At 71.4% G+C, this 21,292-nt stretch carries 15 protein-coding genes and 1 pseudogene; 9 read left to right on the top strand and 7 right to left on the bottom strand.

The features are described from left to right. The first annotated feature begins 87 nt into the window (after window positions 1–87). Complete coding sequence (locus OHU34_RS06850) at window positions 88–747, top strand: fasciclin domain-containing protein (RefSeq protein WP_142267226.1); 660 nt, start codon at window positions 88–90, stop codon at window positions 745–747. Between the two features lie 205 nt (window positions 748–952). On the opposite strand, the gene OHU34_RS06845 is transcribed toward OHU34_RS06850, so the two are convergent. Continuing rightward, window positions 953–1,861: a YihY/virulence factor BrkB family protein gene (locus OHU34_RS06845; RefSeq protein WP_142267227.1), complete on the bottom strand. Its 909-nt coding sequence runs from the start codon at window positions 1,859–1,861 to the stop codon at window positions 953–955. 207 nt (window positions 1,862–2,068) lie between these two features. Next, window positions 2,069–3,490 (bottom strand): RICIN domain-containing protein, encoded by a 1,422-nt coding sequence (locus tag OHU34_RS06840; protein ID WP_142267228.1) that lies wholly within the window; start codon window positions 3,488–3,490, stop codon window positions 2,069–2,071. A 287-nt stretch (window positions 3,491–3,777) separates the two neighbouring features. On the opposite strand from OHU34_RS06840, the gene OHU34_RS06835 reads away from it, so the two are divergent. Next, window positions 3,778–5,685 (top strand): SMI1/KNR4 family protein, encoded by a 1,908-nt coding sequence (locus tag OHU34_RS06835; RefSeq protein WP_405765368.1) that lies wholly within the window; start codon window positions 3,778–3,780, stop codon window positions 5,683–5,685. 428 nt (window positions 5,686–6,113) lie between these two features. Here OHU34_RS06835 and OHU34_RS06830 read toward each other — a convergent pair whose 3' ends face one another. Both OHU34_RS06830 and OHU34_RS06825 read right to left on the bottom strand, forming a co-directional pair. After that, window positions 6,114–8,291 carry an FUSC family protein gene (locus OHU34_RS06830; protein WP_230196639.1) on the bottom strand — a complete coding sequence of 726 codons (2,178 nt, stop codon included), beginning with the start codon at window positions 8,289–8,291 and terminating at the stop codon, window positions 6,114–6,116. Window positions 8,292–8,479: 188 nt separating this feature from the next. Then, window positions 8,480–9,595 carry a hypothetical protein gene (locus tag OHU34_RS06825; RefSeq protein WP_200839872.1) on the bottom strand — a complete coding sequence of 372 codons (1,116 nt, stop codon included), beginning with the start codon at window positions 9,593–9,595 and terminating at the stop codon, window positions 8,480–8,482. A gap of 339 nt (window positions 9,596–9,934) precedes the next feature. Between OHU34_RS06825 and uvrA the strand changes: the two genes are divergently transcribed. Continuing rightward, window positions 9,935–12,283 (top strand): excinuclease ABC subunit UvrA, encoded by a 2,349-nt coding sequence (gene uvrA / locus OHU34_RS06820; RefSeq protein ID WP_405765366.1) that lies wholly within the window; start codon window positions 9,935–9,937, stop codon window positions 12,281–12,283. A 92-nt stretch (window positions 12,284–12,375) separates the two neighbouring features. Here the strand turns inward: uvrA and OHU34_RS06815 are convergent, their stop codons facing one another. Together OHU34_RS06815 and OHU34_RS06810 are read right to left on the bottom strand one after the other, a co-directional pair. After that, entirely contained in the window at window positions 12,376–12,825 is a 450-nt protein-coding gene (locus tag OHU34_RS06815) for a DUF1931 family protein (protein ID WP_142267232.1), read from the bottom strand. 257 nt (window positions 12,826–13,082) lie between these two features. Further along, window positions 13,083–13,928, bottom strand: a complete 846-nt coding sequence (locus OHU34_RS06810) for an aldo/keto reductase (RefSeq protein ID WP_230196638.1) — start codon at window positions 13,926–13,928, stop codon at window positions 13,083–13,085. On the opposite strand from OHU34_RS06810, the gene OHU34_RS06805 reads away from it, so the two are divergent. The 3 genes and pseudogenes from OHU34_RS06805 to OHU34_RS06795 form a co-directional block, all read left to right on the top strand. Next, window positions 13,858–14,286 carry a LysR substrate-binding domain-containing protein gene (locus OHU34_RS06805; RefSeq protein ID WP_327486749.1) on the top strand — a complete coding sequence of 143 codons (429 nt, stop codon included), beginning with the start codon at window positions 13,858–13,860 and terminating at the stop codon, window positions 14,284–14,286. The two genes, OHU34_RS06810 and OHU34_RS06805, sit on opposite strands and share 71 nt — an antisense overlap. Before the next feature lie 247 nt (window positions 14,287–14,533). Beyond that, window positions 14,534–15,958, top strand: a complete 1,425-nt coding sequence (locus OHU34_RS06800; protein ID WP_142267234.1) for an NAD-dependent succinate-semialdehyde dehydrogenase — start codon at window positions 14,534–14,536, stop codon at window positions 15,956–15,958. A 58-nt stretch (window positions 15,959–16,016) separates the two neighbouring features. Next, window positions 16,017–16,211 (top strand): annotated as a pseudogene (locus OHU34_RS06795) (hypothetical protein); the annotation flags it as partial. 15 nt (window positions 16,212–16,226) lie between these two features. Here the strand turns inward: OHU34_RS06795 and OHU34_RS06790 are convergent. Next, complete coding sequence (locus OHU34_RS06790) at window positions 16,227–18,017, bottom strand: PucR family transcriptional regulator (protein WP_405765361.1); 1,791 nt, start codon at window positions 18,015–18,017, stop codon at window positions 16,227–16,229. A gap of 220 nt (window positions 18,018–18,237) precedes the next feature. Between OHU34_RS06790 and OHU34_RS06785 the strand changes: the two genes are divergently transcribed. The 3 genes from OHU34_RS06785 to OHU34_RS06775 are packed head-to-tail and all read left to right on the top strand — an operon-like array spanning window position 18,238 to window position 21,291. Then, a complete protein-coding gene (locus OHU34_RS06785) occupies window positions 18,238–18,720 on the top strand; it encodes a general stress protein (RefSeq protein ID WP_142267236.1) in 483 nt (160 codons plus the stop codon). 52 nt (window positions 18,721–18,772) lie between these two features. After that, complete coding sequence (gene dnaK, locus OHU34_RS06780) at window positions 18,773–20,674, top strand: molecular chaperone DnaK (protein WP_405765358.1); 1,902 nt, start codon at window positions 18,773–18,775, stop codon at window positions 20,672–20,674. 8 nt (window positions 20,675–20,682) lie between these two features. Further along, entirely contained in the window at window positions 20,683–21,291 is a 609-nt protein-coding gene (locus tag OHU34_RS06775) for a nucleotide exchange factor GrpE (protein ID WP_142267238.1), read from the top strand. Window position 21,292 lies beyond the last annotated feature (1 nt).

Genomic DNA, 21,292 nt, shown 5'->3' with positions numbered 1-21,292 from the left:
CCCTCTCCGAGCCATTGTCCCCCGACCACACTCCCACCCCCCCGTAGGAACGCAGCGCTCGCTGCGGCAACCAACAGGAGAAACCCCATGAACACCCGTATCCGCCGTGTCGCCCTGACCGTGGCCGCCGCCGCCGTTCTGCCGCTGGCGCTGAGCGCCTGCTCGGACGACGGCAGCGACTCCGCCGGCGCCGACTCCGCCGGCAAGACGTCGGCCTCGGCGACCTCCTCCGACGACGGCATGGGCGGCTCCGGCAGCGCCTCCACCGCGGACCAGCCGTTCGGTCCGGCCTGCTCGTCGGTGCCCACGAGCGGGGCCGGCTCCTTCGACGGGATGGCCCAGGACCCGGTGGCCACCGCGGCGTCCAACAACCCGGCCCTGTCCACGCTGGTGACCGCGGTGAAGAAGGCGGGCCTGGTCGACACCCTCAACAACGCCCAGAACATCACCGTGTTCGCCCCGACCAACGATGCCTTCGCCAAGATCCCCAAGGCCACCCTGGACAAGGTCCTGAACGACAAGGCCCAGCTGACGAAGATCCTCACCTACCACGTGGTGGGCCAGAAGCTGACCCCGAAGGACCTGGAGAACGGCTCCTTCGACACCCTGGAGAAGTCGAAGGTGACCACCTCGGGCTCGGGCGAGTCCTACACCGTCAACGACTCCGCCAAGGTGGTCTGCGGCAACGTCAGGACTGCCAACGCCCACGTGTACATCATCGACACCGTCCTGATGCCCACCGGCTGACGGCACGTCGGCCGCCGGGCACCACACCGGTGGTGCCCGGCGGCCGAACGCTGCTCCGCCTCGCTCCGGGTTCACGGCCGCCCGCAACGACTCCGTCGGCAACTGCCGCACTCCGCAGGCACCATGCCATCACGTGACCCGGGCGCCGACTGCCGGGCCCACCACCTCGCCCCGGCTCCGTCCCCCACCCGCCGCCCGCGCGGTGCTACGGCACGCGTGACGGCTTGCCCGGGTCCTGACCGTGCGGCGCGGAGAGTTCCGCGGCGAACTGCGCCCCGGTCAGCAGCGCGAGGTTGGACAACCACAGCCAGACGAGGAAGACGACGACGCCGGCGAGCGAGCCGTAGAGCCTGCTGTACGCGCTCAGGCCCGAGGCGTACCAGGCGAAGCCCGCGGAGACCACGAGCCACAGCGCGGCTGCCAGAACGCCGCCGGGCAGACTGTGCCCGCGCAGGCGGGCCGGGGGCGGGCCGGTGTGGAAGACGACCACGACCAGGAGGGCGACCAGGCACAGCAACAGCGGCCAGCGCAGCACGCTCCAGGCCCAGGTCGCGGTGGCGTCCACGCCGACGACCCGGCCCGCCGCCTCGGCCAGCGGACCGGTGAGCAACAGGACGAGGGAACCGGCGAGGAGCAGTCCCAGCAGCGCGAGGGCGGTCAGCAGGATGCGGGGCGCCTTGCGCCAGGGCGAGCGCCGGTCCTCGGTCCGGTGCATGTGGTGCAGGGCGCGACGGAAGACGGCGAGATAGCTGGAGGCCGACCACAGCGCACTCGTCGCTCCGGCCACCAGCAGCGGCCACGCCCCCCGGTCGGCGCCCAGCGCACGGGACAGCACGGCGTGCAGGTCGGCGCCGGACTCGGCCGGGGCGTACATCGTGACGTGGCTGACGAATTCCTCCGCCGTGTCCGGGCTGATCAGCCCGAACGCGAGGACGGTGACCATCATCGCGGGGAGCACGGCGAGGATCGCGTAGTACGTCAGTGCCGCCGCGTAGTCCGTGATGTCGTCGTTCCACAGGGACACCGGTGTACGCCGCAGCGCCGGCCACCAGGCGGCGGGCACCCGGGGCCGGAAGGCGCGGCGTACTCCGCCGGCGTACGGGTCAGCGGACATGGCACCTCCGGTGCGTCCGGGTACTGCGGCGCGGGCGGGTGTGCGTGGTGCACGGCGCGGCCGTGTCCTCGGCCATGCCGCCATCATCCCTGCGAACGGTGTGCTCATGTCCCTCCACCTCTCCCCCGGATCGACTCCCGCACACCCGCGCCGAGCCGCTTGTCCGCTCGGCGTCGTCGACGGTGACAGGTCCGGGGAGGGGGTGTCTCAGGAATCCGAGGGACGGATGATCTGCCACTCCTGGTCGTCGGTGTTGGAGCAGGTGAAGAGCGTGAGGTGTTCTCCGTTGCCGCCGGTGCTGTATCCGGCGACGTCCAGGCAGGCGTTGTTGCTGGCGTAGTTGCGGATCCAGTAGTTGCCGTCGTCCTGTTTGTCGAGCCACCACAGCTGGTTGTCGGCGGTCGTTCCGGCGCAGGCGTACTCCAGGATCGGCGACCTGATGGGCTTGGCGCCGTAGTCCGGCAGATCCACGCACAGCTGGTCCTCGACGTTGCGGATCTGGAAGAGAGCCGAACCGCCGGGGCCCAGCTTCGGGTACTTCACCTCCAGGTTCCACCGCTGGCTGCCGGCGGTGTTCTCGTCGCAGGTGGCCTGTACCACCCGGCCCGCCGAGTCGGCGTCGTCGCCGGCGGGGAGGTCGGCGCACATCTTGGTGGTCGGGTTGCGCAGCATGATGGCGGACGCCGGCAGCACGCTCGGGGTCTTCTTCTTGACCGGTGGAGACGCCGCGCCGCCGCCTCCGCCGTTCTGTGCCGAGGCCGACGCGGCAGGTGTGTCCGCCGCGGCGGGCGGGGCCGACACGGCAGGTGCCGACGGCGGCGCCTGCGGAGCCGAAGGGGAGGGCGCCAGCGTGCTGACGGCGGCCTCCTGCAACTCCCGGGCGGTGCTGGTGACCTGGGGCTTGTAGGCGATCCACAGCATCACGAAGGCGATCGTGAGCGCCAGGAGGATCCCGGACAGCCTGGTGAGCCAGCCGGGCAGGAAACTCCGCTGCACATAGGTGCCCTCGACGGCGAGCGGCGTCACCCCCGACCGTTTCACCGCGAGGGTGTACGGCCGCTCCGTCTTGGACCCGAACCAGATGATCTGCCGAGGCTTCAGCGTGGCCTTGACGAACGCGGCACGGCCGGGCTCGATCTGGAAGTTGCTCGGGTGGATCTCGTACGACAGCTGGTCACCGTTGTCGCTGCCGCTCAGCGACCCGGTCAGTTTCGTGTTGCCCAGGTTGTCGACAGCCAGCTTCGGCCGTCCCCGGAAACGGCCCTTCACCGTCGGGGGGACGAGTTCGGCCCGTATCTCCGTGAAGGGCGAGATCGTCAGATTCCCCTCGGGAACGGTCGTCGACTCCGGATGCTCGGTCGGCGTGATCCGAATCGCGTACGGGTTCGGGCCGGCCGTCGCGTCGGGCGTGCGCGGCGGTGCGAAGGTCAGCTCCACCGTCCCCGTCGTGCCCGGGTACAGCCGCAGGGAAGCAGGCTCCACCGTGGTCCAGGGCGCGAGGTCGCCGACGGGCTCGAAGCGGTACTCGTCGACGACGTCACCGGTGTTGCGCAGTCGCAGCCGCACGGTCGTGCTGTCACCGGGATCCACCGTGGCCGAGGAAGGTTCGAGGGAAGTCCAAATACTCACTGCTCGACGCTACGGGGGCGGACGGCATCCGTCAGGAGCCGTCAGGGCAGGCCGAGTTGCCCCGACGGGCACCGGCGGTCCCGGAAGTACCCAGGTGAGAGAGGTGTACGAGGTCTCGATGCGCCGGCACCTCCTCCCTCCGCCGGCACGTCCGGCACGGGCCGCACCCTCGGGCGGCGGACGCCGGGCTGCGCGGCGCCTGCCGCAGGCCGTGCGCTGTCCCTGTGCGAACGGAAGGCCGGGCGCTTCGGGGCGCCGTTGTCAGTGCCGGATGGCACTATCCGGCCATGAGCGGAGAGTCTTTCAACTGGCAGGATTTCCTGGGGCGTTGGCAGGAGGAGTGGGTCCCGCGCGCGGACGAGGACGAGGAGGCGAAGGACGAGGACGACGGCGGGCGGAGCGCCTTCCACCTGGGCAGGCCCGGGGCGCAGGAGCCGGCGATCGCCGCGGCCGAGGAGCGGCTGGGGCGGCGGCTGCCGACCTCGTACCGGGAGTTCCTGGCCGCGAGCGACGGGTGGCACGTGGAACAGACGGCCGGGGTCTACCAGCTCGGCGGTGTCGCGGACATCGGCTGGTTCGAGGATCCGTACGACATGACCCCGCTGTACGAGGAGAATCTGGGCGACCACCCGCGCGAGGAGGACGTCCTGCTGGCCGGGATGTGGCAACGGGCCCTACGGCTGGAGACGGACTCCGACATGTCGTACGCCCTGCTCGACCCGGGCGACAGCGACCAGGACGGAGAGTGGGCGCTGTACGTCCACAAAGGCTGGAGCGGTGAATTCCCGGACCGCTACCCGTCGTTCCGCGCGTACATGGAGGCCATGTACCGCGGCTTCCACGCCGACCGGGCGGAGCGACCCGACTTCGTCAACGCGACCACGCGCGCCCAGGACGCCCAGGTGGAGGAGGCCCGCCTGCTGGCCCTGCGTGGACGGTACGAGGAGGCCCTGCCCCTGGTCGAGGAGGCGCTGTCCTTCGGACGGCCGCACAGCGGCGTCCTGTTGAACCAGCTCCGGCATCTGTCGGCTCCGCGCAGCTCCCGGGACTACGGCTTCCTGGTGGCCGACCCGCGCTACCTGCCCGAGATCCTTCCCGTGGCGGCCATGACGCCGGCCCGCGGCGAATGGCGGCTGGGCGGGGACGACCACTGGCTCGGGATGGTGACCGCCCGCGGGGTCCCCCGGGAGGCCGCCGAGGCCGTACTGGGCGCGGTGCGGGACGGCACGCATCGTTACGCGCCGCCCGGCCCGTGGGGCCGGGCCGTCTCCGAGGCCCGGGAGGCGGCCCGCTGGGGGGCGACCGACGCCGCGTGGCGGACCCTGCGGGACGCGCTCCCGCGGTGGGAGGCGCCCGGGCCCTCGCTGGTCGCCCCGATCGGCCTGCTCGCCGATCCGGTCCTGGGTGCGCTGATCACCCCGGAGCGTGGACGCGAGATCCTTGCGACGCCACGGGACGGGGAAGCGGGACCCGCTCCCGAGCCGGTGCCCGATCTCGACCCGCCGGGCCTCGCCTGGCTGACGGAGCCGGCGCCGAACGGCCGGTCGCCCGAAGGCTATCGCTGTGTCTGGGTGGAGGGGATCGACCCCGCCCGCCTGCCCGCACTGATAGGAGAGGAGGGCGCCGAACTGAGCGCGCCCGCGGATCCGCGCGAGGCGTCCAGGCGCGCGCCCAGGCCCCACGAACGAGAGGGCGTGGAACTCTGGGAGGACCGGGCCGTGGTGGCCGTCGGCCGCACCGCCGAAGCATGGGCCTTCGCCTTCGACGGCTGCTCCCACCACCTCGGCACGCTGTTTTCCTCCCCCGCCCGGGCCGCCTCCGCGTCCGGCCGCGCGGTGGTCGTGTGGCGCGACCCGAGGCACTCGTCCCCGGGCGACCGGCCGGCCGCGTTCCACCTGTCCGTGGCCGAACAGGGCGAGGAGCTCTACGCGTTCACCGTTCGGGGTGCGGAGATCCGGCGCTCCGGCGCGATTCCCGAGGCCCTGGACCCCGCAAGGCTGTTCCGCCCGGAGGACGGCGAACAGGACAACGAACTGCGCGTGTTGGAGGCCCTGCACACCGAACTCGGGCTTTCGCTGCCCCGCTTCGCGCTGACCCAGGGCAGGCTCCACACCTTCACCACCCGGTCCTGGACCCGGGCGCCACGCGAGGGGGAGGGGTTCGCCTACGTCAGCGTCGGGGGACGCCGGCCCTGAACCCTGCGCCGGAGATGTGGTCCCGCATCACCGACCTCGTCTCACGCGTCGACGCCGGATCCTGACGGTTCCGGCAGACGACGGCGTGGGAGAGGCGACGACAGGTCGTCTCCGCCACGGGCACCATGACCGGGCAGCCGGGTCGGCCGCAACGCGCAGGATCGCCCTCGACGCCGTGCGCACAGCCGGCTCGTCGAGCGCGGTGGTCCGGACGCATGAGGCTGGTTGCCGCGGTGCTGCCGCCCGACCCGTCCACGCCTCGGGCGGCAGCACTGAGGACGTCGGCTACGGCAACCGCTGGTCGACGTCCCGCGGGTCGAGTGCCGAGGCGAGCCTGGCGGCAGCGGCGTACGTGGGGCGGCACCCGACGCGGCCGGGAGGGTCCTTTGCCGCTCGAGGAGGCGCGGCGCTCCCCGTCGCCGGAGTCGTCACCCGCCCTGGTGCGCGGTGCCTGATCCGTCGCCTTCCGCCGCCACGGCAGCCCGCATCCGCTGGTCCTCGCGAGCAGAGCCGACGTCCCGTTCCAGGGGTGTGCGGCTCACGGCTGTCGCGAGGTCCTCCAGGGCCCGCTTCTGCAGTTCCGCCCCGCGCCGCACCACCGGACTCCGGTCCTCGGTGGCGGCGTCCTCCCACGCGTGCAGCGCTTCCTCGACGCGCCCCCAGTCCGGATTCCTGTGCTCGCGCACGTCGACTGCCGCCTGCGCGGTGTCCGCCTCCAGAGCCTCGGCGAACCGCTCCGCCTCGGGGACGGAACGGCTGTCGGCCCGCGGGACGTGGCTCTCCATGAGCATCGCCGCCCGGCCGAACCCCTGGAGCGCCTCCTGCGCCTCCTGCGCCTCGCGCGCGGTCAGGCCCCTGGGGCGGACCGGTTCCTGCCTTGCCTGGTCGTATGCCTCCTGCCAGGCGGCCCGTGCCTCCCTGCTTGCCAGGAGTGCCCTGCGCAGGTCGGCGTGATGCTCCCGGGTCGGTTCGGCGTGGTTGCGGAGCACCGCGGCCGCGTAGCGGCCGTTGGCGGCGAGCCAGTCCGCAAGCCGGCCCGCCAGCTTGGGCGTCTCCCATGCGGGGAACACCACGTACGCCAGCATTGCCAGGGCCCCGCCGAGCAGGGTGAGCACCACGCGCTCCGGGACCGTCTGCTCCCATGCCTCGCCACCCATGCCGAGCAGGAAGACGACGTACGCGGCAGTGAAGCACTGGGAGTAGGCGTAGCCGGTACGGATCAGCGTGTACGACAGGCCCGCCGAGACCACCGCCAGCGCGGCGAACACATGGGCGTCCGGGCCCAGGGCCCGCACCATCGCGGTGGCAAGCGCGACCCCCGCCAGGGTCCCGGCGAGACGGGCCACCGCCCGCGCGTACGTCCGGTGGAAGTCCGGCCGCATCACCATCACCGAGGCGATGGGCGCCCAGTAGCCGTGGCCCAGGGGGAGCCGGGTGGCGATCAGGTAGCCGAGCGTGGCCACCGCCGCCACGCGGACGGCGTGCCGGAACACGGGCGAGTCCCGCCGGAGCTCACGGCGGACCGCCCGGACGACGACCGGGACCAGCCGGAACATCGTCGGGCGCATGAGGAACTGGGTGCCCGCGGGGCCGGGCGGCGTGGGCGTCCTCCCGCGCGCGCCGCCGCAGCCGGCGATCTCCAACGCCTCGCCGAGCAGTTCCACGAGCCGCTCGGCGGCCTGCCGTGCGGGTCCCTCCAGCACCTCGTGCGCCTCGTCGACGCGCAGGACGTCCGTGCTCCCGGGCCGCACCTCGGCGGGAGTGCCGCGGCGGATCGACCGGGCGGCCGCATCGAGGACGTCGGCGGCCGCGTCGAGCAACTCCCGTGCGCGGTCCCGCCCGGGTCCCTCCGCCGGGGCGCCCACGTCCGGGTCGGCGAGCGCGGCGACGACCGGCCGAATGCGCTCGGCGAGGCCCCGGGGGCCGTGGAGGACGGAGGGACGGGTGCGAGCCTGTGACGGCGTCACGGCGGCCGCGTCCCGGGCCGTCATCAACGGCTCGGGGTCGAACGGGGCGGTCGGGTCGTGCCGCAACCGGCGAGCGTAGTCCGCCACGGCGGCCAGGGCGTCGGCGAGCGCGTCACGATGCGCTCCCCAACGCCGGATCGGGAACAGCAGGATCAGCACGGCCTGCGTCACGCCCCCGAGTGCGATGACCCCGGCGTGCTCCAGGGCTCGCCCGACGCTCGTGGGCAAGGTGATGGTCACCAGCATGCTGCCCACGGTCGTCGCTGCGACGATCCCAGCGGTGGATCCGACGGCCCACGCCATTCCCGCGGCAAAGGCCCATACGGCCAGCAGCGGGAGGAACGTCACGAGTCGCCCCGCCGCCAGGTAGCCCACGAAGGTGCTGAGCGCCAGACCCGCGCCCGCGCCGAGCGCGATCACCTTGCGTGGACGCCAGGTGCGTTGGAAGGTGGCACCACCCGCGGAGTAGGCGCCGAGGGCGGCGGACGCGGCATACGCAGGGGAGACCAGCCACAGCGCCGACCCGACGACGATCGCCACCCCAGCGGCCGTGCGCAACGCGAGCAGGGGCTCCAGCCGCGTCTCCTCGATCGTGAGCCCGGATCGCACCACCTCCCCGAAGGCCCGCAGCCACCTCACCCTTGTGAGCCTAGCCGGAACGCCCTGCCGGGGCGCGTCGCCCTGGTTGAGGTGCGGCAGCCGTCGGGCAAGGAAGCCTCCCACACGGCCCGGGAACATGACGGCGGACGCACGCACCGATCGGTCGGCGGAGTCTTCGTACGCGGACGACCACCGACCACCAACGCATCTCCGGCGCGGGTCACCAGCTAGTCGCCGCCGTCGTCCTGGAGCATGTGGCGCCGTTCCTGTTCGCGCTTGGAGTAGGCGGCCGCCCGGATCGCCTCGTCGCTCTCCAAGCCTGATCCCAGCGCCCCGCCCACCGTGGCGACCGAGGCGACGAACCAGGACAACGTCCAGTATTCCGCGGCGTCGAGCGGGGTTCCTGTCGTGGAGGCGAACACTTGGCCGTTGAGGATGAACAGGGCCCACACCAAGTTGATGACGATCAGACCCAGGTAGCAGACGACCACCCCGATACCCACCGTCATGACCGTCGAGGTGTTGTAGAGCCTCGCCCTTTGCCTCGCCTCAGGCGAGCGCTCTGCCGTTCGGTGCCACAGGTTCGCGTCCACGATCAGCCAACCGATCATGAGCACGACAGACCCGACCGTGGCGATCACGAGGCGCGGCGCGCTCAGGGACTCGGCCAGGCTCCAGATGGTGGAGTTCACGGTGGCGACGGCTCCTGTGGCCAGTGCGGCCGCCAGGGCTTTCGACAGTCCCGGCACCAAGCGCCACGGCCGGTTGGCGCGGACCATGCCGACGAGCACCCTCACGTAACCGCGCGGCCCGCTGACGACGTACCGCAGATCAGCGGTCTCCTCCGCACCGACCTGGCCCGGGTGAATAGGCGCGAAACGACTGACGAAGGGAGCCGGCAACGGCTGACTCCGGGGAGGTCCCTCCACCCCGGTGGCCCGCGGACCCGCCAGACTGAGCACGGCTTCTTCCACGGCCCGCCGGGCCCTCGTCTGCAGCCGCAAGCCCCCCAGCGTAGGAAGAGACAGCAGTGCCAAGCCGTGTTCGTGACTCAGATCCACCACGAGCTTGCGCCCGTGCGAGTGCAGCGGAAGGTCGGTGAGGGCCACGACGATGTCCCAGTTCTGCGCACTCCCACGGTCCATGATCCGGCGCATCAGGGTGGGCGGGTCCTCGGTCCCCGCGGTGAAGGGCTCACTGACCACCTCGACGTCGAACCGTCGCCCCTGGCCAGACTTGTCGGCGAGCCGAGCAGGAAGTGTCCGGGCCATGCGCTGCGCGATCTCCGTGGGCGCGTCCGGATCCGCCAGGAGAGCCACGACCGTAACGCCCTGAGACGACATCCGCGTGACTCCTTCTCGTCGGCTGCCCCCGCGATCGCCCGTGCCCACAGGATGCCCCCGTCGTATCGCCGACGCCGCGTGACACGCTGGCCCCTCCCAGCAGGTGCGGGCGGTACGGTCAGACCTCCGTCCTGTGCAGGGTCTGCTTGACGAGAACCCCGGGACGGGTGGTGTCCAGCAACGGCGCCACCTGGTCGGCATCCGCCGACAGCGGAGTGTGCGCCGCCTGAGGCCGTGTATCGAAAAATGGAGACCGGGAGGCTCCCGACGCTCGTGGGGGCGGGGCCCGGTGACGGCGCCTGTCGCGCGGTTCCCGGCGCGATCAGGTAATCAGGAACGGTGAACAAGGACGCGACCGACCTCTTCGTGCATGTCCCGGAGGCCCAGCGGCGCTACTTCGAGTCCGTGGCACCGTACGCCCGAAGGCTGTTGCAGCAGGTCGGCGCACCGCACGTACAGGAAATCACCGGACTGCCACCGGCCGTGGCCCTGCAGCAGCGACGCGGGTCGCCCAGCTCGCGCTCGACGGTCGGCACCATCACCACGCTGTCCAATCTGCTGCGCATGCTGTACTCCCGCGCCGGCACCTATCCGCCCGGGGCCGCACGGCTGGAAGCCGAGTCGTTCTCACCCAACACCGCGGCCGGCGCCTGCCCGGAGTGCCACGGACTGGGCGTCGTGCACGACGTCGCCGAGGACCTGCTCGTCCCGGACCCCTCGCTGAGCATCCGCGAGGGGGCGATCGCCGCCTGGCCGGGCGCCTGGCAGGGCGCCAACCTGCGCAGTGTCGTGAACGGCCTGGGGATCGACATCGACCGACCCTGGCGCAGGCTCAGTAAGAAGAACCGGGACTGGCTGCTGTACACGGACGAGCAGCCCTCCGTGTACATCGAGCCGGAGGAGGACCGCGTCGACTACGGCTACCAGGGCAAGTTCTGGAGCGCCCGCAAGCACGTCATGCACGTCCTCGCCGACTCCAAGAGCGAGAGGATGCGCGAACGGGCGCTCCGGTTCGTCAGGAGTGTGCCCTGCCCCGCGTGTCACGGCAGCGGACTGCGGCCCGAGGCGCTCGCCGTGACCTTCGCCGGACGTTCCATCGCCGAGATCAACGCGATGCCGCTCGCCGAGGTCGTGGCGCTGCTGCGGCCCGTCGCGGCGCGGTCCGAGGCGGGCGCCACCACGTCGACCGCCCGATCCGGGGAGACGACCGAGGTCGCGGTCCGGATCTGCGGCGATCTGGTCGCGCGGGTCGACGTACTGCTCGACCTGGGCCTCGGATATCTCAGCCTCGGGCGCCGCTCGACGACCCTGTCGCCCGGCGAGGCGCAGCGCCTGCGGATCGCCACCCAGCTGCGCTCGGGGCTGTTCGGCGTCGTCTACGTCCTCGACGAACCCTCCGCGGGCCTGCACCCGGCCGACGCGGAACCGCTGCTGGACGTGCTGGACCGCCTCAAGGCGGCCGGCAACTCGCTGTTCGTCGTGGAGCACGACATGGACGTCGTACGGCGGGCGGACTGGGTGGTCGACATCGGCCCCGGCGCGGGCGAGGGCGGTGGACGCGTGCTGTACAGCGGCCCGGTCGCCGGTCTTGAGCGGGTCGGGGAGTCGGCCACGAGCCGGTACCTGTTCGGGCGCGCCCAGCCGCTCGATCACCGCCCGCGCACACCGCACGGCTGGCTGCACCTGAGCGGCGTCTCCCGCCACAATCTGAACGACGTGTCCGTCGACGTACCGCTCTGCGTACTGACGGCGGTGACGGGCGTTTCCGGTTCCGGAAAGTCGACGCTGGTGACGCAGGTGCTCGCCGAGGTCGTCCGCGGCCACCTCGGACTCGTACCCGAGGAGCCCGACGAGGCGCAGCTGGAGGTCGACGTCCAGGACGCGTCGGGGGTCGAGTCGTTCGACCGGCTGGTCCGGGTCGACCAACGGCCCATCGGCCGAACTCCCCGGTCCAACCTGGCCACGTACACGGGGATGTTCGACGCGGTGCGCAAACTGTACGCGGCGACGGACGAGGCCGGGGCGCGCGGCTACTCGGCCGGGCGGTTCTCCTTCAACGTGCCGGAAGGGCGGTGCGAGACCTGCCAGGGCGAAGGATTCGTCGCGGTCGAACTGCTGTTCCTGCCCGGCACCTACGCGCCGTGCCCGACCTGCGAGGGCGCCCGGTACAACGCCGAAACGCTGGAAGTCACCTACCACGGCAAGAACATCGCGGAAGTGCTGGCGCTGTCCGTCGACGCCGCCGCCGAGTTCCTGTCCGCCGTCCCGGCCGCCTCCCGCAGCCTGGAGACGTTGCGCGAGGTGGGACTCGGGTACCTGCGGCTGGGCCAGCCCGCGACGGAACTCAGCGGTGGTGAGGCGCAACGCATCAAACTCGCCACCGAACTGCAGCGAGCCCGCCGCGGGCACGCGCTCTACCTGCTCGACGAGCCGACGGCGGGGCTGCACCCCTCGGACATCGCGCTGCTGCTGCGACAGCTGCACCGGCTCGTCGACGCCGGCAACACGGTCGTCCTCGTCGAGCACGACCTGGACACGATCGCCACCGCCGACTGGGTCATCGACCTCGGGCCGGGCGGTGGCGACGCGGGCGGGCGCGTGGTCGCGGCGGGCCCGCCCGCCAAGGTGGCGAGGGCCCGTCGCAGCGCCACCGCGCCCTATCTCGCGGCCCGGCTTGCGCGCTCCTGACGACGGCGCGGGGTGAAGGTTCCCGGTCTCCACCTTCCGCTCCCCGTCCGGCATCTCTGTTCCGTCCGGCGACATGCACCGGGGCGCGACTGCTACAGCAGCCGGTCGAACACCGCGGTCACACCCTCCCAGTGACCGGTCTGCGGGTTCTTGACATCCGGATACATGATTTTGAACGTCTCGGCGAGGGCGACGCTGAGACCGCCGATGATCTCGGGGTAGCGCTCTTCAGCCTCCTGGGTGGGTGTCCTGTCCAGGGGAGGGTGCGTGGCGAGCTGTTCCAGGATCGGCTTCAACTCGACCTCCTCGTCGAGCCGCCGGAACCGGTGGATGCTCTCCTGGAGGCCCTTGGTGATCGGTATGTCCCACGGTTCGACGGTATCCCTGCCGTTGGCCTTGGCCGACGCCTGGCCGACGACCAGGAGGTCGTAGAGCTTGGCGTCGACGAAGTCGCCGTACCGCTTCAGGTCGTTCTTGTCGACGTCGAGGCTTGCGGCAGCGCGGAAGAACCTCTCGAACTTCGACACACCCATCACGGTCATGCCTCTCGCCTCCTCACGGGAACGGACGGCGTCGTTCGCTTCCGCCCGCGCCGCCATCGGCTGTTACCCGGTCGAGATTCGCAGAGCCCCCCGGCTGAGCGCCTCCGCACCCCAGGCCGAAAAGGGGCACCCCCTCTTCCCCTGGCAGAGCAGCATGAAGTGCGCAGGCATCCCTCGGACGGCCGTGCGGCCGTCCGTCCGCAGGAGGATGCACGGCGTTGCACGACGAGCGGGGGCGCGCCATTGTGCCAACGCCTTCAGAGCGTCTCCAGGGGCGTGGGCCCGCTGGGCGGCGGGAACGCCTCGGCGAGAGCGTCGAGCGCTTCGGTGGGCAGGTGGAGGTCCACCGCTCCGCGGTTCTCCCGAACGTGGTCGGGTGATCCGGAACGCGGGATCGCGGTCACCCCCTGTTCCAGCACCCAGGCGAGTGCCACCTGGGCCGGCGTGGCTCCGAGGGCCCGGGCCACGGCGCCCAGGGCCTCGCCCTCCAGCAGCCGCCCCTGCTCGATCGGGGAGTAGGCCATGACCGTCACCCCGGCCTGGCGGCACCAGGGGAGCAGATCCCACTCGATGCCGCGCCGGGAGAGGTTGTACAGCACCTGGTCGACGGCCATGGCGCCGCCGCCGGGGAGGGTGGTCAGCTCGACCATGTCGGCGACGTCCAGATTGCTCACGCCCCAGTAACGGATCTTCTCCGCCTGCATCAGGTCGGTGAATCCCGCAAGGGTCTCCTCGAGTGGCCACCGGCCCCGCCAGTGCAGCAGGTAGAGGTCCAGCCGTTCCGTACGGAGCCGCCGCAGGCTGCCCTCGCAGGCGGCGACGGTGCCCTTCCGATCGGCGTGGCCGGGCAGCACCTTGCTGACGAGGAAGACCTCCTCCCGGCGTCCCTGAAGGGCCTTCCCGACGAGCTCCTCGGCTGCGCCGTCGCCGTACATCTCCGCCGTGTCGACGACGGTCATGCCCAGGTCCACGCCCAGCCGCAGTGCGGCGATCTCCTGTTCACGCCGGGCCGGGTTCTCGCCCAGGTACCAGGTGCCCTGCCCGAGCGCCGCGATCTCCTCACCGGAAGGGAGTGCGACGGTTCTGGCCGATTCCGCAGACATCTCGTGCCTCCTGTCTGCCGCGGATCCGTGTCATGCGCGCACCCGTACCGAGTGCCCGGGTCCGCGTCTCCCTGACAGCCGTGTAGGCGACCGGGCGTTCGCGGCGGCGGGCGTCGTACGCCGGGTGGCACTGGAAGTGCCCGACTTCGACAGGGGGGCGGCACTGGTCCGGCACGGTTTGGCTATCGCCTTCCGGCCCGCGTTCGCCGTTGCCCGCACCTCCGGCCTGCACGGGTGGGACGTCCACGGCACCGTGCCCCGCTGGAGCATGCATCCCGGCACGTCGTGGACCCGGCGACCCAGCTCGGCCCTACGGGCGCTGCTGGACCTGGTCGACCTGCACGTCATCGCCCTGTGACGACCGGGCCGCGGCCCGGACGTCACCCACCGCCCCGTGCGTCCCCGGCGTGAACGCAGCGTCCGGGGCGATGCCGATGTGACGCGGGCGGCGTGCCGACGGGGGTCACCCGGCGCATTCGAGGGCCTGGGAGAAGGCCGGAGTCCCGAGCGTGGTCCAGGTCAGGCCGAGCCACGGCAGAGATACCGGCAGGTGTGAGCGGGGCCTGGTGTGGAAACCCGAGGAGTCCCGACTCCAGGGAGGCGCCATGGACGCCCATGCCACTGCCCAGGGAAGCCCCATCGCCACGGTCAATCCGTACACCGGTGAAAGGGTTCGGGAGTTCCCGGCGCTGAACTCGGAGGACGTAGGGCGCGCGATCGACGCGGCGCATCGTAGCTTTCCGGACTGGCGTGCCCGGTCGACGGCCGAGCGTGGGGCCTTCGTGCAACGCGCCGGCCGGCTCATGAGGGAGCGCAAGGAGGAATTGGCGCGGCTGCTGACCCTTGAGGTCGGCAAGCTGATCAACTCGAGCCGTGCAGAGGTCGACCTCGCGTCCGACATCCTCACCTACTACGGCGAGCACGGCCCGGAGCTGCTGGAAGAGCGATTTCTGCCGGTGCCCGAGGGCACGGCCGTGCTGGTGAACGAGCCGCTCGGCGTCCTTCTCGGTGTGATGCCCTGGAACTTCCCGCTGTACCAGGTGGTCCGATTCGCGGGTCCGAACCTCGTCCTGGGCAACACGATCCTGCTCAAGCACGCGAGCAGTTGCCCCCAGTCCGCACTGGCACTCGAGCAGCTGTTCACGGACGCGGGTGTACCGGCCGGGGTCTATACCAATCTCTTCGTGCGGGGCAGGGACGTCGGGAAGATCATCGATGACTCGCGTGTGCGGGGAGCGTCACTGACCGGAAGCGAGCGGGCGGGCGTGAGCTTGGGCGAGATCGCCGGCCGCAATGTCAAGAAGTCCGTCCTCGAGCTGGGTGGCAGTGATCCCTTCGTCGTGCTGGACGCTCACAACCTCGAGCGCACCGTGTACGCCGCGTTCCTCGGCCGGATGGGCAACACCGGGCAGTGCTGCGTGGCGGCCAAGCGCTTCATCGCCCTTGCCGACGTCTACGACGCCTTCCTCACCGGGCTGCGTGACCGGATGAGCGAGGCGCAACCGGGAGATCCGATCGACCCCGCCACGACGCTCGGCCCGCTGTCCTCCGAGGCCGCGGCCGAACTCCTGATGGAGCAGGTCCGTGACGCGGTGGACAAGGGAGCCACGGCGGTGCTGGGCGGCGGGCGGCCCAACCTGCCGGGCGCCTTCGTCGAGCCGACCGTCCTCACCGACGTCACACCGGGCATGCGGGCCTACCGGGAAGAGCTCTTCGGCCCCGTCGCCGCGGTCTACCGGGTCGAGGACGAGGACGAGGCCGTGGCATTGGCCAACACCTCCCCCTACGGCCTGGGAGGCGCGGTCTTCGCCGCTGACCCGGAACGCGCTCGCGGGGTCGCGGACCGGCTGGAGGCGGGCATGGTGTGGATCAACCACCCGACCGCGTCCCGACCGGAGCTGCCCTTCGGTGGCATCAAGCGCTCCGGCTACGGGCGCGAACTCGGCGACGCGGGCCTCGTGGAATTCGCGAACCGCAAGCTCGTGCGCTACGTGGACGCCGACGCCCCGATAAAGGAGGTGCTGGGCTGACCTGTCGGCCGCGCTCGGCGGATGCCGACCGGCAGAGGCTGGAGCGCTCCTACCGAGGAAGGGACAGCTCGATCTCCAACGGCACCGAGGGCGCACGCCCGGCCGTGTCGTCGCCCGCGTCATGCGACGAATCCTCGCGATGACCGCCGCGATCCGGCACAACGACGCTCGACCGGATCGCCGCCGGCCGTCCGGCATCCACAGGGTGGGCAGATGCTCCTCCGCCGCCCGGCCACCCACTGCGGCGCTGTAGCGTTCCAGCGAGGTATCAGCCGAGTCCGCCCAGCATGATCTTCCACACCCGGGTCGCCACTTGGAGGTTGAGCCGGTCCTCGACGTTCGCGAGGTCGTTGCCGCTGATGTCGCGGATGCGCTGGAGCCGATAGCGCAGCGTGCTGCGGTGGATCGCGAGGGATTCGGCGGTCTCGTCGTAGTTGCCGCCGCAGTCGAAGTACCGGGACAGGGTCTCCACCATGGTCGCGTGGTGCCGGGAGTCGTAGTCGATGAGCTGCCCGAGCCACTCGCGGACGAACGTCTCCAGTTCCCGGTAGTCGTGGCCAGGTCCCAGAATGCGGTAGGGGCCGAGGTCGTCGAAGAACGTCGTGCCGTAGCGCTCGCGGGAGTGGCGGCGCACTTCCAGGGCGCGCTGCGCCTCCTCGTAGCGGTGGGGAATGTCGTCCAGGGAGTCGGAAGGAGCGCTCACCCCGATCGCCCCGGACCGTGTCCCGGTCTCCCGGGCGAGGGCCTCGTACAGCGCGCGGGTGTGCGGCCTGTCGTCGGCGACCAGGACCACGTGGTCGGAACGCCGGGTCAGCAGCGAGCGCATGCCCACGGCAGAGGCCGCCCGGCCCACGGTCTGCGCGAAGGAATCGTCCGCAGTCCGGTTCGACCACTGCACCACGACGACGTAGTGGCTGCGGTGCAGGTCGTACCCGACTGCCTCGGACCGGGCGTAGGCGCTCGCCTCGTCCGTCCCCGCCAGGAGCTCGTCGACCAGCTCGCGGTGCAGCCTCAGCTCCAGTTCGGCCAGATTACGCAGGTGCGCCAGCTCCAGGGAGAGCGACGTGGCGGCGTGTTCCAGCGCGAGCAGGGTGTGCTCGTCGGCCTCGTCCCGGACATCGACCAGGGCCAGCACGCCCAGGATCTCGCCGTGCGGGCGGACCAGGGTGATCAGCCGATGCTTTACCCGCACCGGCCCGACCTCCCGGGCGACGGCGTGCAGCATCTCGTCCTGGCGCATGGGGTCCGGTTCCGGATAGGGGTCGGGGCGGCCGGGGCCGGCCCAGGACCTCAGCCGACCGAAGCGGTCCTCGACCAGCGCGGGGAGCCCGGTGAGCCCGTGGAGTGCGCGGGTCACGGCTTCCTCGCCGCCGCCCGAGGCAGTGGCGTCGGCCATGATCGCGTGAGCGGCCCGCTGGTAGCCCCGCTCAGCCACGACGGAGATCAGCTGCCCCTGGAGGGCTGTGCGTTCGTCCCTCAGCCGGTGCAGTTCCAGCGTGTCCTCGTGTTGGCGGCGGTGTGCGAAGGCGACTGACAGTGCAGCGGCGGTGTGCTGGATGATCGTGGCGAGCAGGGATCGCTCGGCCGCGGTGGGCCGGGAGCGGGACGTCACCACGAGATAGCCGTGGAGTCCCTCGAGTCCGCGTAGCCCCAGGGCCCGGCCCCAGGGTCTGCCGGGTACGGTCACAGGGCCGTCCTGCCCGGCCAGCTCCCGCACCCTCCGGCCCACGGCCGAGGCATGCGTCCGCCTGTTCCTCGGGCTGGGGACCAGGTCGCCGCCCACCTTGAGGTATCCGGCCTCGGCGCTGTATGGCCCCGCGGCGGCTATGTGGTTCATGGCCAGGCGCAGGATCTCGCTTTCGTCCGGGGTGTCGAACAGGGCGCGGGAGAGAACCATCAGGTCGTGCAGGGCATGGGCGGCTTGCGTGGGAGCGGGTGGGCGGGGCCCTCTCCGCGTGGCCGTGGGGTGCCGCCCGCCGTTGCCCCGCGGGAGGCTGCCCTCCCGGTCGGAGCGGCGACGGTACAGGCGGTACAGGTTGTGCGACCGGCTGCCGGCCATGGGATCACTCCGTTCTCCCGTGCCTGTAGGGAGGTGATCGGTGCTCCGAGTACCCGCTGGGGGGCCGGCTCATCCGAGGTGTTCGGATTGTCTTTTCGTACTCGTGGGGCGACCGGACCCGTGTATTTCTGCCTCGCCAGGCGCAGGCGCGGAGCCACTCGGCTCGCCACTCTGGGGGTGTTCGAGAACCTCCGTGCGCACCGGCAGGAAGGGCGGGGCGATGACAGAGCAGCATCGCAGGCCGGTTGCCTCGTACGAGACGTACCGGGAAGCCGAACGCGCCGTTGACCACCTCTCCGACCACGAGTTTCCCGTGGAGAGGGTGGCGATCATCGGCGAGGACCTGCGCCTGGTCGAGCAGGTGACCGGCCGGATGGACTACGGCAGGGCCGCCCTTCAGGGAGCGGCGAGCGGTGCGCTTCCCGGTGCCCTGATCGGCTGGCTGTTCGGCCTTGTGAACTGGCTCGACCCCGTCGTCTCCGCCCTGCTCGTCGCCCTGTACGGGCTGATCTTCGGAGCGATCGTCGGCGCGCTGTTCGGCATGCTGCTGCACACCCTGCAGGGGGGTCGCCGGGATTTCGCATCCATCCGCTCGATGCAGCCGAGCCGGTACGAGGTCGTCGTGGACGAGCAGGTCGCCGACGAGGCTGTGCGGCTGCTCGGCGGGCTGCAGACCACCGGCGGAGGTCCCACCCGTACCTGAACGAACGTGATCCGGACAGTCGGCGCAGGCGCCGTACCGGGAGGAGTTCCCCATGGCCAAGGCAGTGGGCATCGACCTGGGCACCACCAACTCGGTGATCGCCGTGTGGGAGGGCGGCGAGCCGTCCGTCGTGCCCAACAGCGAGGGCAACCGCACGACACCGTCCGTGGTGGCCTTCACCGACACCGGGGAACGTCTGGTGGGCCAGCTGGCCCGGCGCCAGGCGATCCTCAACCCCAAGGGCACCATCTACTCGGCCAAACGGTTCATCGGCCGGCACTTCGACGAGATCTCCGAAGAGGCCAGGGCGGTGGCGTACGACGTCGTCGAGGGCGACGGCGGGGCCGCCCGCTTCAAGGTGCGCGACAAGCTGTACGCGCCTGAGGAGATCAGCGCACAGGTGCTGCGCAAACTCGCCGACGACGCCTCCAAGCAGTTGGGGGAGCGGGTCACGGAGGCGGTCATCACGGTGCCCGCCTACTTCAACGACGCCCAGCGCACCGCCACTAAGGACGCCGGACGGATCGCCGGACTGGAGGTGCTGCGGATCATCAACGAGCCGACGGCGGCAGCCCTCGCGTACGGCATGGACAAGAAGGAGCACGAGACCGTCCTCGTCTTCGACCTGGGCGGCGGCACCTTCGACGTGAGCATCCTCGACGTCGGCGACGGCGTGGTGGAGGTGCGCTCCACCGCCGGTGACAGCCACCTGGGGGGCGACGACTTCGACCGGCGTCTGGTGGATCACCTCGCGGACGACTTCCAGAAGGAGAACGGCATCGACCTGCGCAAGGACCCGCAGGCGCTGCAACGACTGTTCGAGGCGGCGGAGAAGGCCAAGACCGAGCTCAGTTCGGTGACGCAGACGCAGGTCAACCTGCCGTTCGTCACCGCCGACGCCTCGGGCCCCAAGCACCTCACCGACTCGATCATGCGATCCACGTTCGAGCAGATCACCGGCGACCTGGTGGAGCGCTGCCTGGGACCGGTGCAGCAGGCGATGGCCGACGCCAAGGTCGGCGACAGCGACATCGACGAGGTCATCCTCGTCGGCGGTTCCACCCGCATCCCCGCTGTCCAGGCCCTGGTCCGCCGGCTGACCGGCGGCAAGGACCCCAACATGAGCGTCAACCCCGACGAGGTCGTGGCCCTGGGCGCCGCGATCCAGGCCGGGGTGCTCAAGGGCGAGGTCAAGGACGTCCTGCTGCTCGACGTCACCCCCTTGTCGCTGGGCGTGGAGACGCGCGGCGGAGTGATGACGAAGATCATCGAGCGGAACACCACCATCCCGGTGCGCCGCAGCGAGACCTTCTCCACCGCCCAGGACAACCAGCCGGCCGTCGATGTGGTGGTCCTCCAGGGCGAGCGCGAGCGGGCCGCCGACAACCGGGTGCTGGGCCGGTTCCAGCTCACCGACATCCGGCCGGCGCCGCGGGGCGAACCACAGATCGAGGTCACCTTCGACATCGACGCCAACGGCATCCTCAACGTCAAGGCCCGCGACCGGGACACCGGCAAGGAACAGGGCATCACCATCAGCGAGAGCTCCAACCTGGACCGCGGTGAGGTCGAACGCATGGTCCAGGAGGCCGAAAGCAACCGGGGCCAGGACCGGGCACTCCGCGAGGCCGTCGACGCCCGCAACGAACTCGACGCCGTCGCGTACCAGGTCGAGAAGCGTCTCGCGGAACTGGGCGACGCAGCGCCCGCGCACGAGAAGGCACGCGCCGAGATGCTCGTGTCCGACGCCCGGGCGGCGGTCAAGGAAGAGGCGGGCGTGGAGCGCGTGCGGCCTCTGAGCTCCGAACTCCAGCAGGTGCTCGCGGGGCTGACGGCACATCAGGGCGCAGGCGCCACGGGCGACGGTCCCGGCCAGGACGCCGCCGCCGGCGGTCCCACGAGTGGCGGTGGCGATGACGATGATGTCATCGATGCCGAGTTCGACAAGGGCTGAGGCGCGCCATGCCCATCTACCCCCAGGGACCCGACCGGGCCGCGTCGGATCCGGTCGTACCGGTCCCGGAAGGCGCCGGACGCCCTCCGCGCGAGGATTTGCCCGAACCGGGCCCGCCCCGGTCCGAAGCGGCGAACGGCGAACCGGGACCCGACGCCGCCGGCCCCGCGCGTGCCGAGGACGAGTACACGACCGCGATCCAGGAACTGGAGGACCGCTGGCGGCGCGCACTCGCCGACCTCGACAACCTTCGCAAGCGTCACGCCAGGGAACTGGAGCGCGAACGGGCGGTGGAGCGGTCCCGCACGGCGGCCGCCTTCCTGCCCGTCCTCGACAACCTCGAACTCGCCCTGACCCACGCGGGCGCCGATCCGGGCGCGGTCGTGGAGGGCATCCGGGCCGTACGCGACCAGGCGGTGAACGTCCTCGAACTGCTCGGCTACCCGCGGCATGCGGAGACCGGCGTCGCCTTCGACCCGGCCCGGCACGAGGTGGTCGGTGTCGTCCAGGACCCCGACGCCCCACCGGGCACGGTCGTCGAGGTGCTGCGCCCCGGCTACGGGGACGGCGAACGACAGCTCAGGCCCGCGGCCGTGACGGTCGCGAAGCGGGAGTGAC

Origin of the sequence: Streptomyces sp. NBC_00080, assembly GCF_045041255.1 — a bacterium.
GTDB lineage: Bacteria > Actinomycetota > Actinomycetes > Streptomycetales > Streptomycetaceae > Streptomyces > Streptomyces coriariae.
The sequence above is the reverse complement of the archived record's forward strand: the minus strand, read 5'-3'. Positions and strand labels throughout refer to the sequence as shown.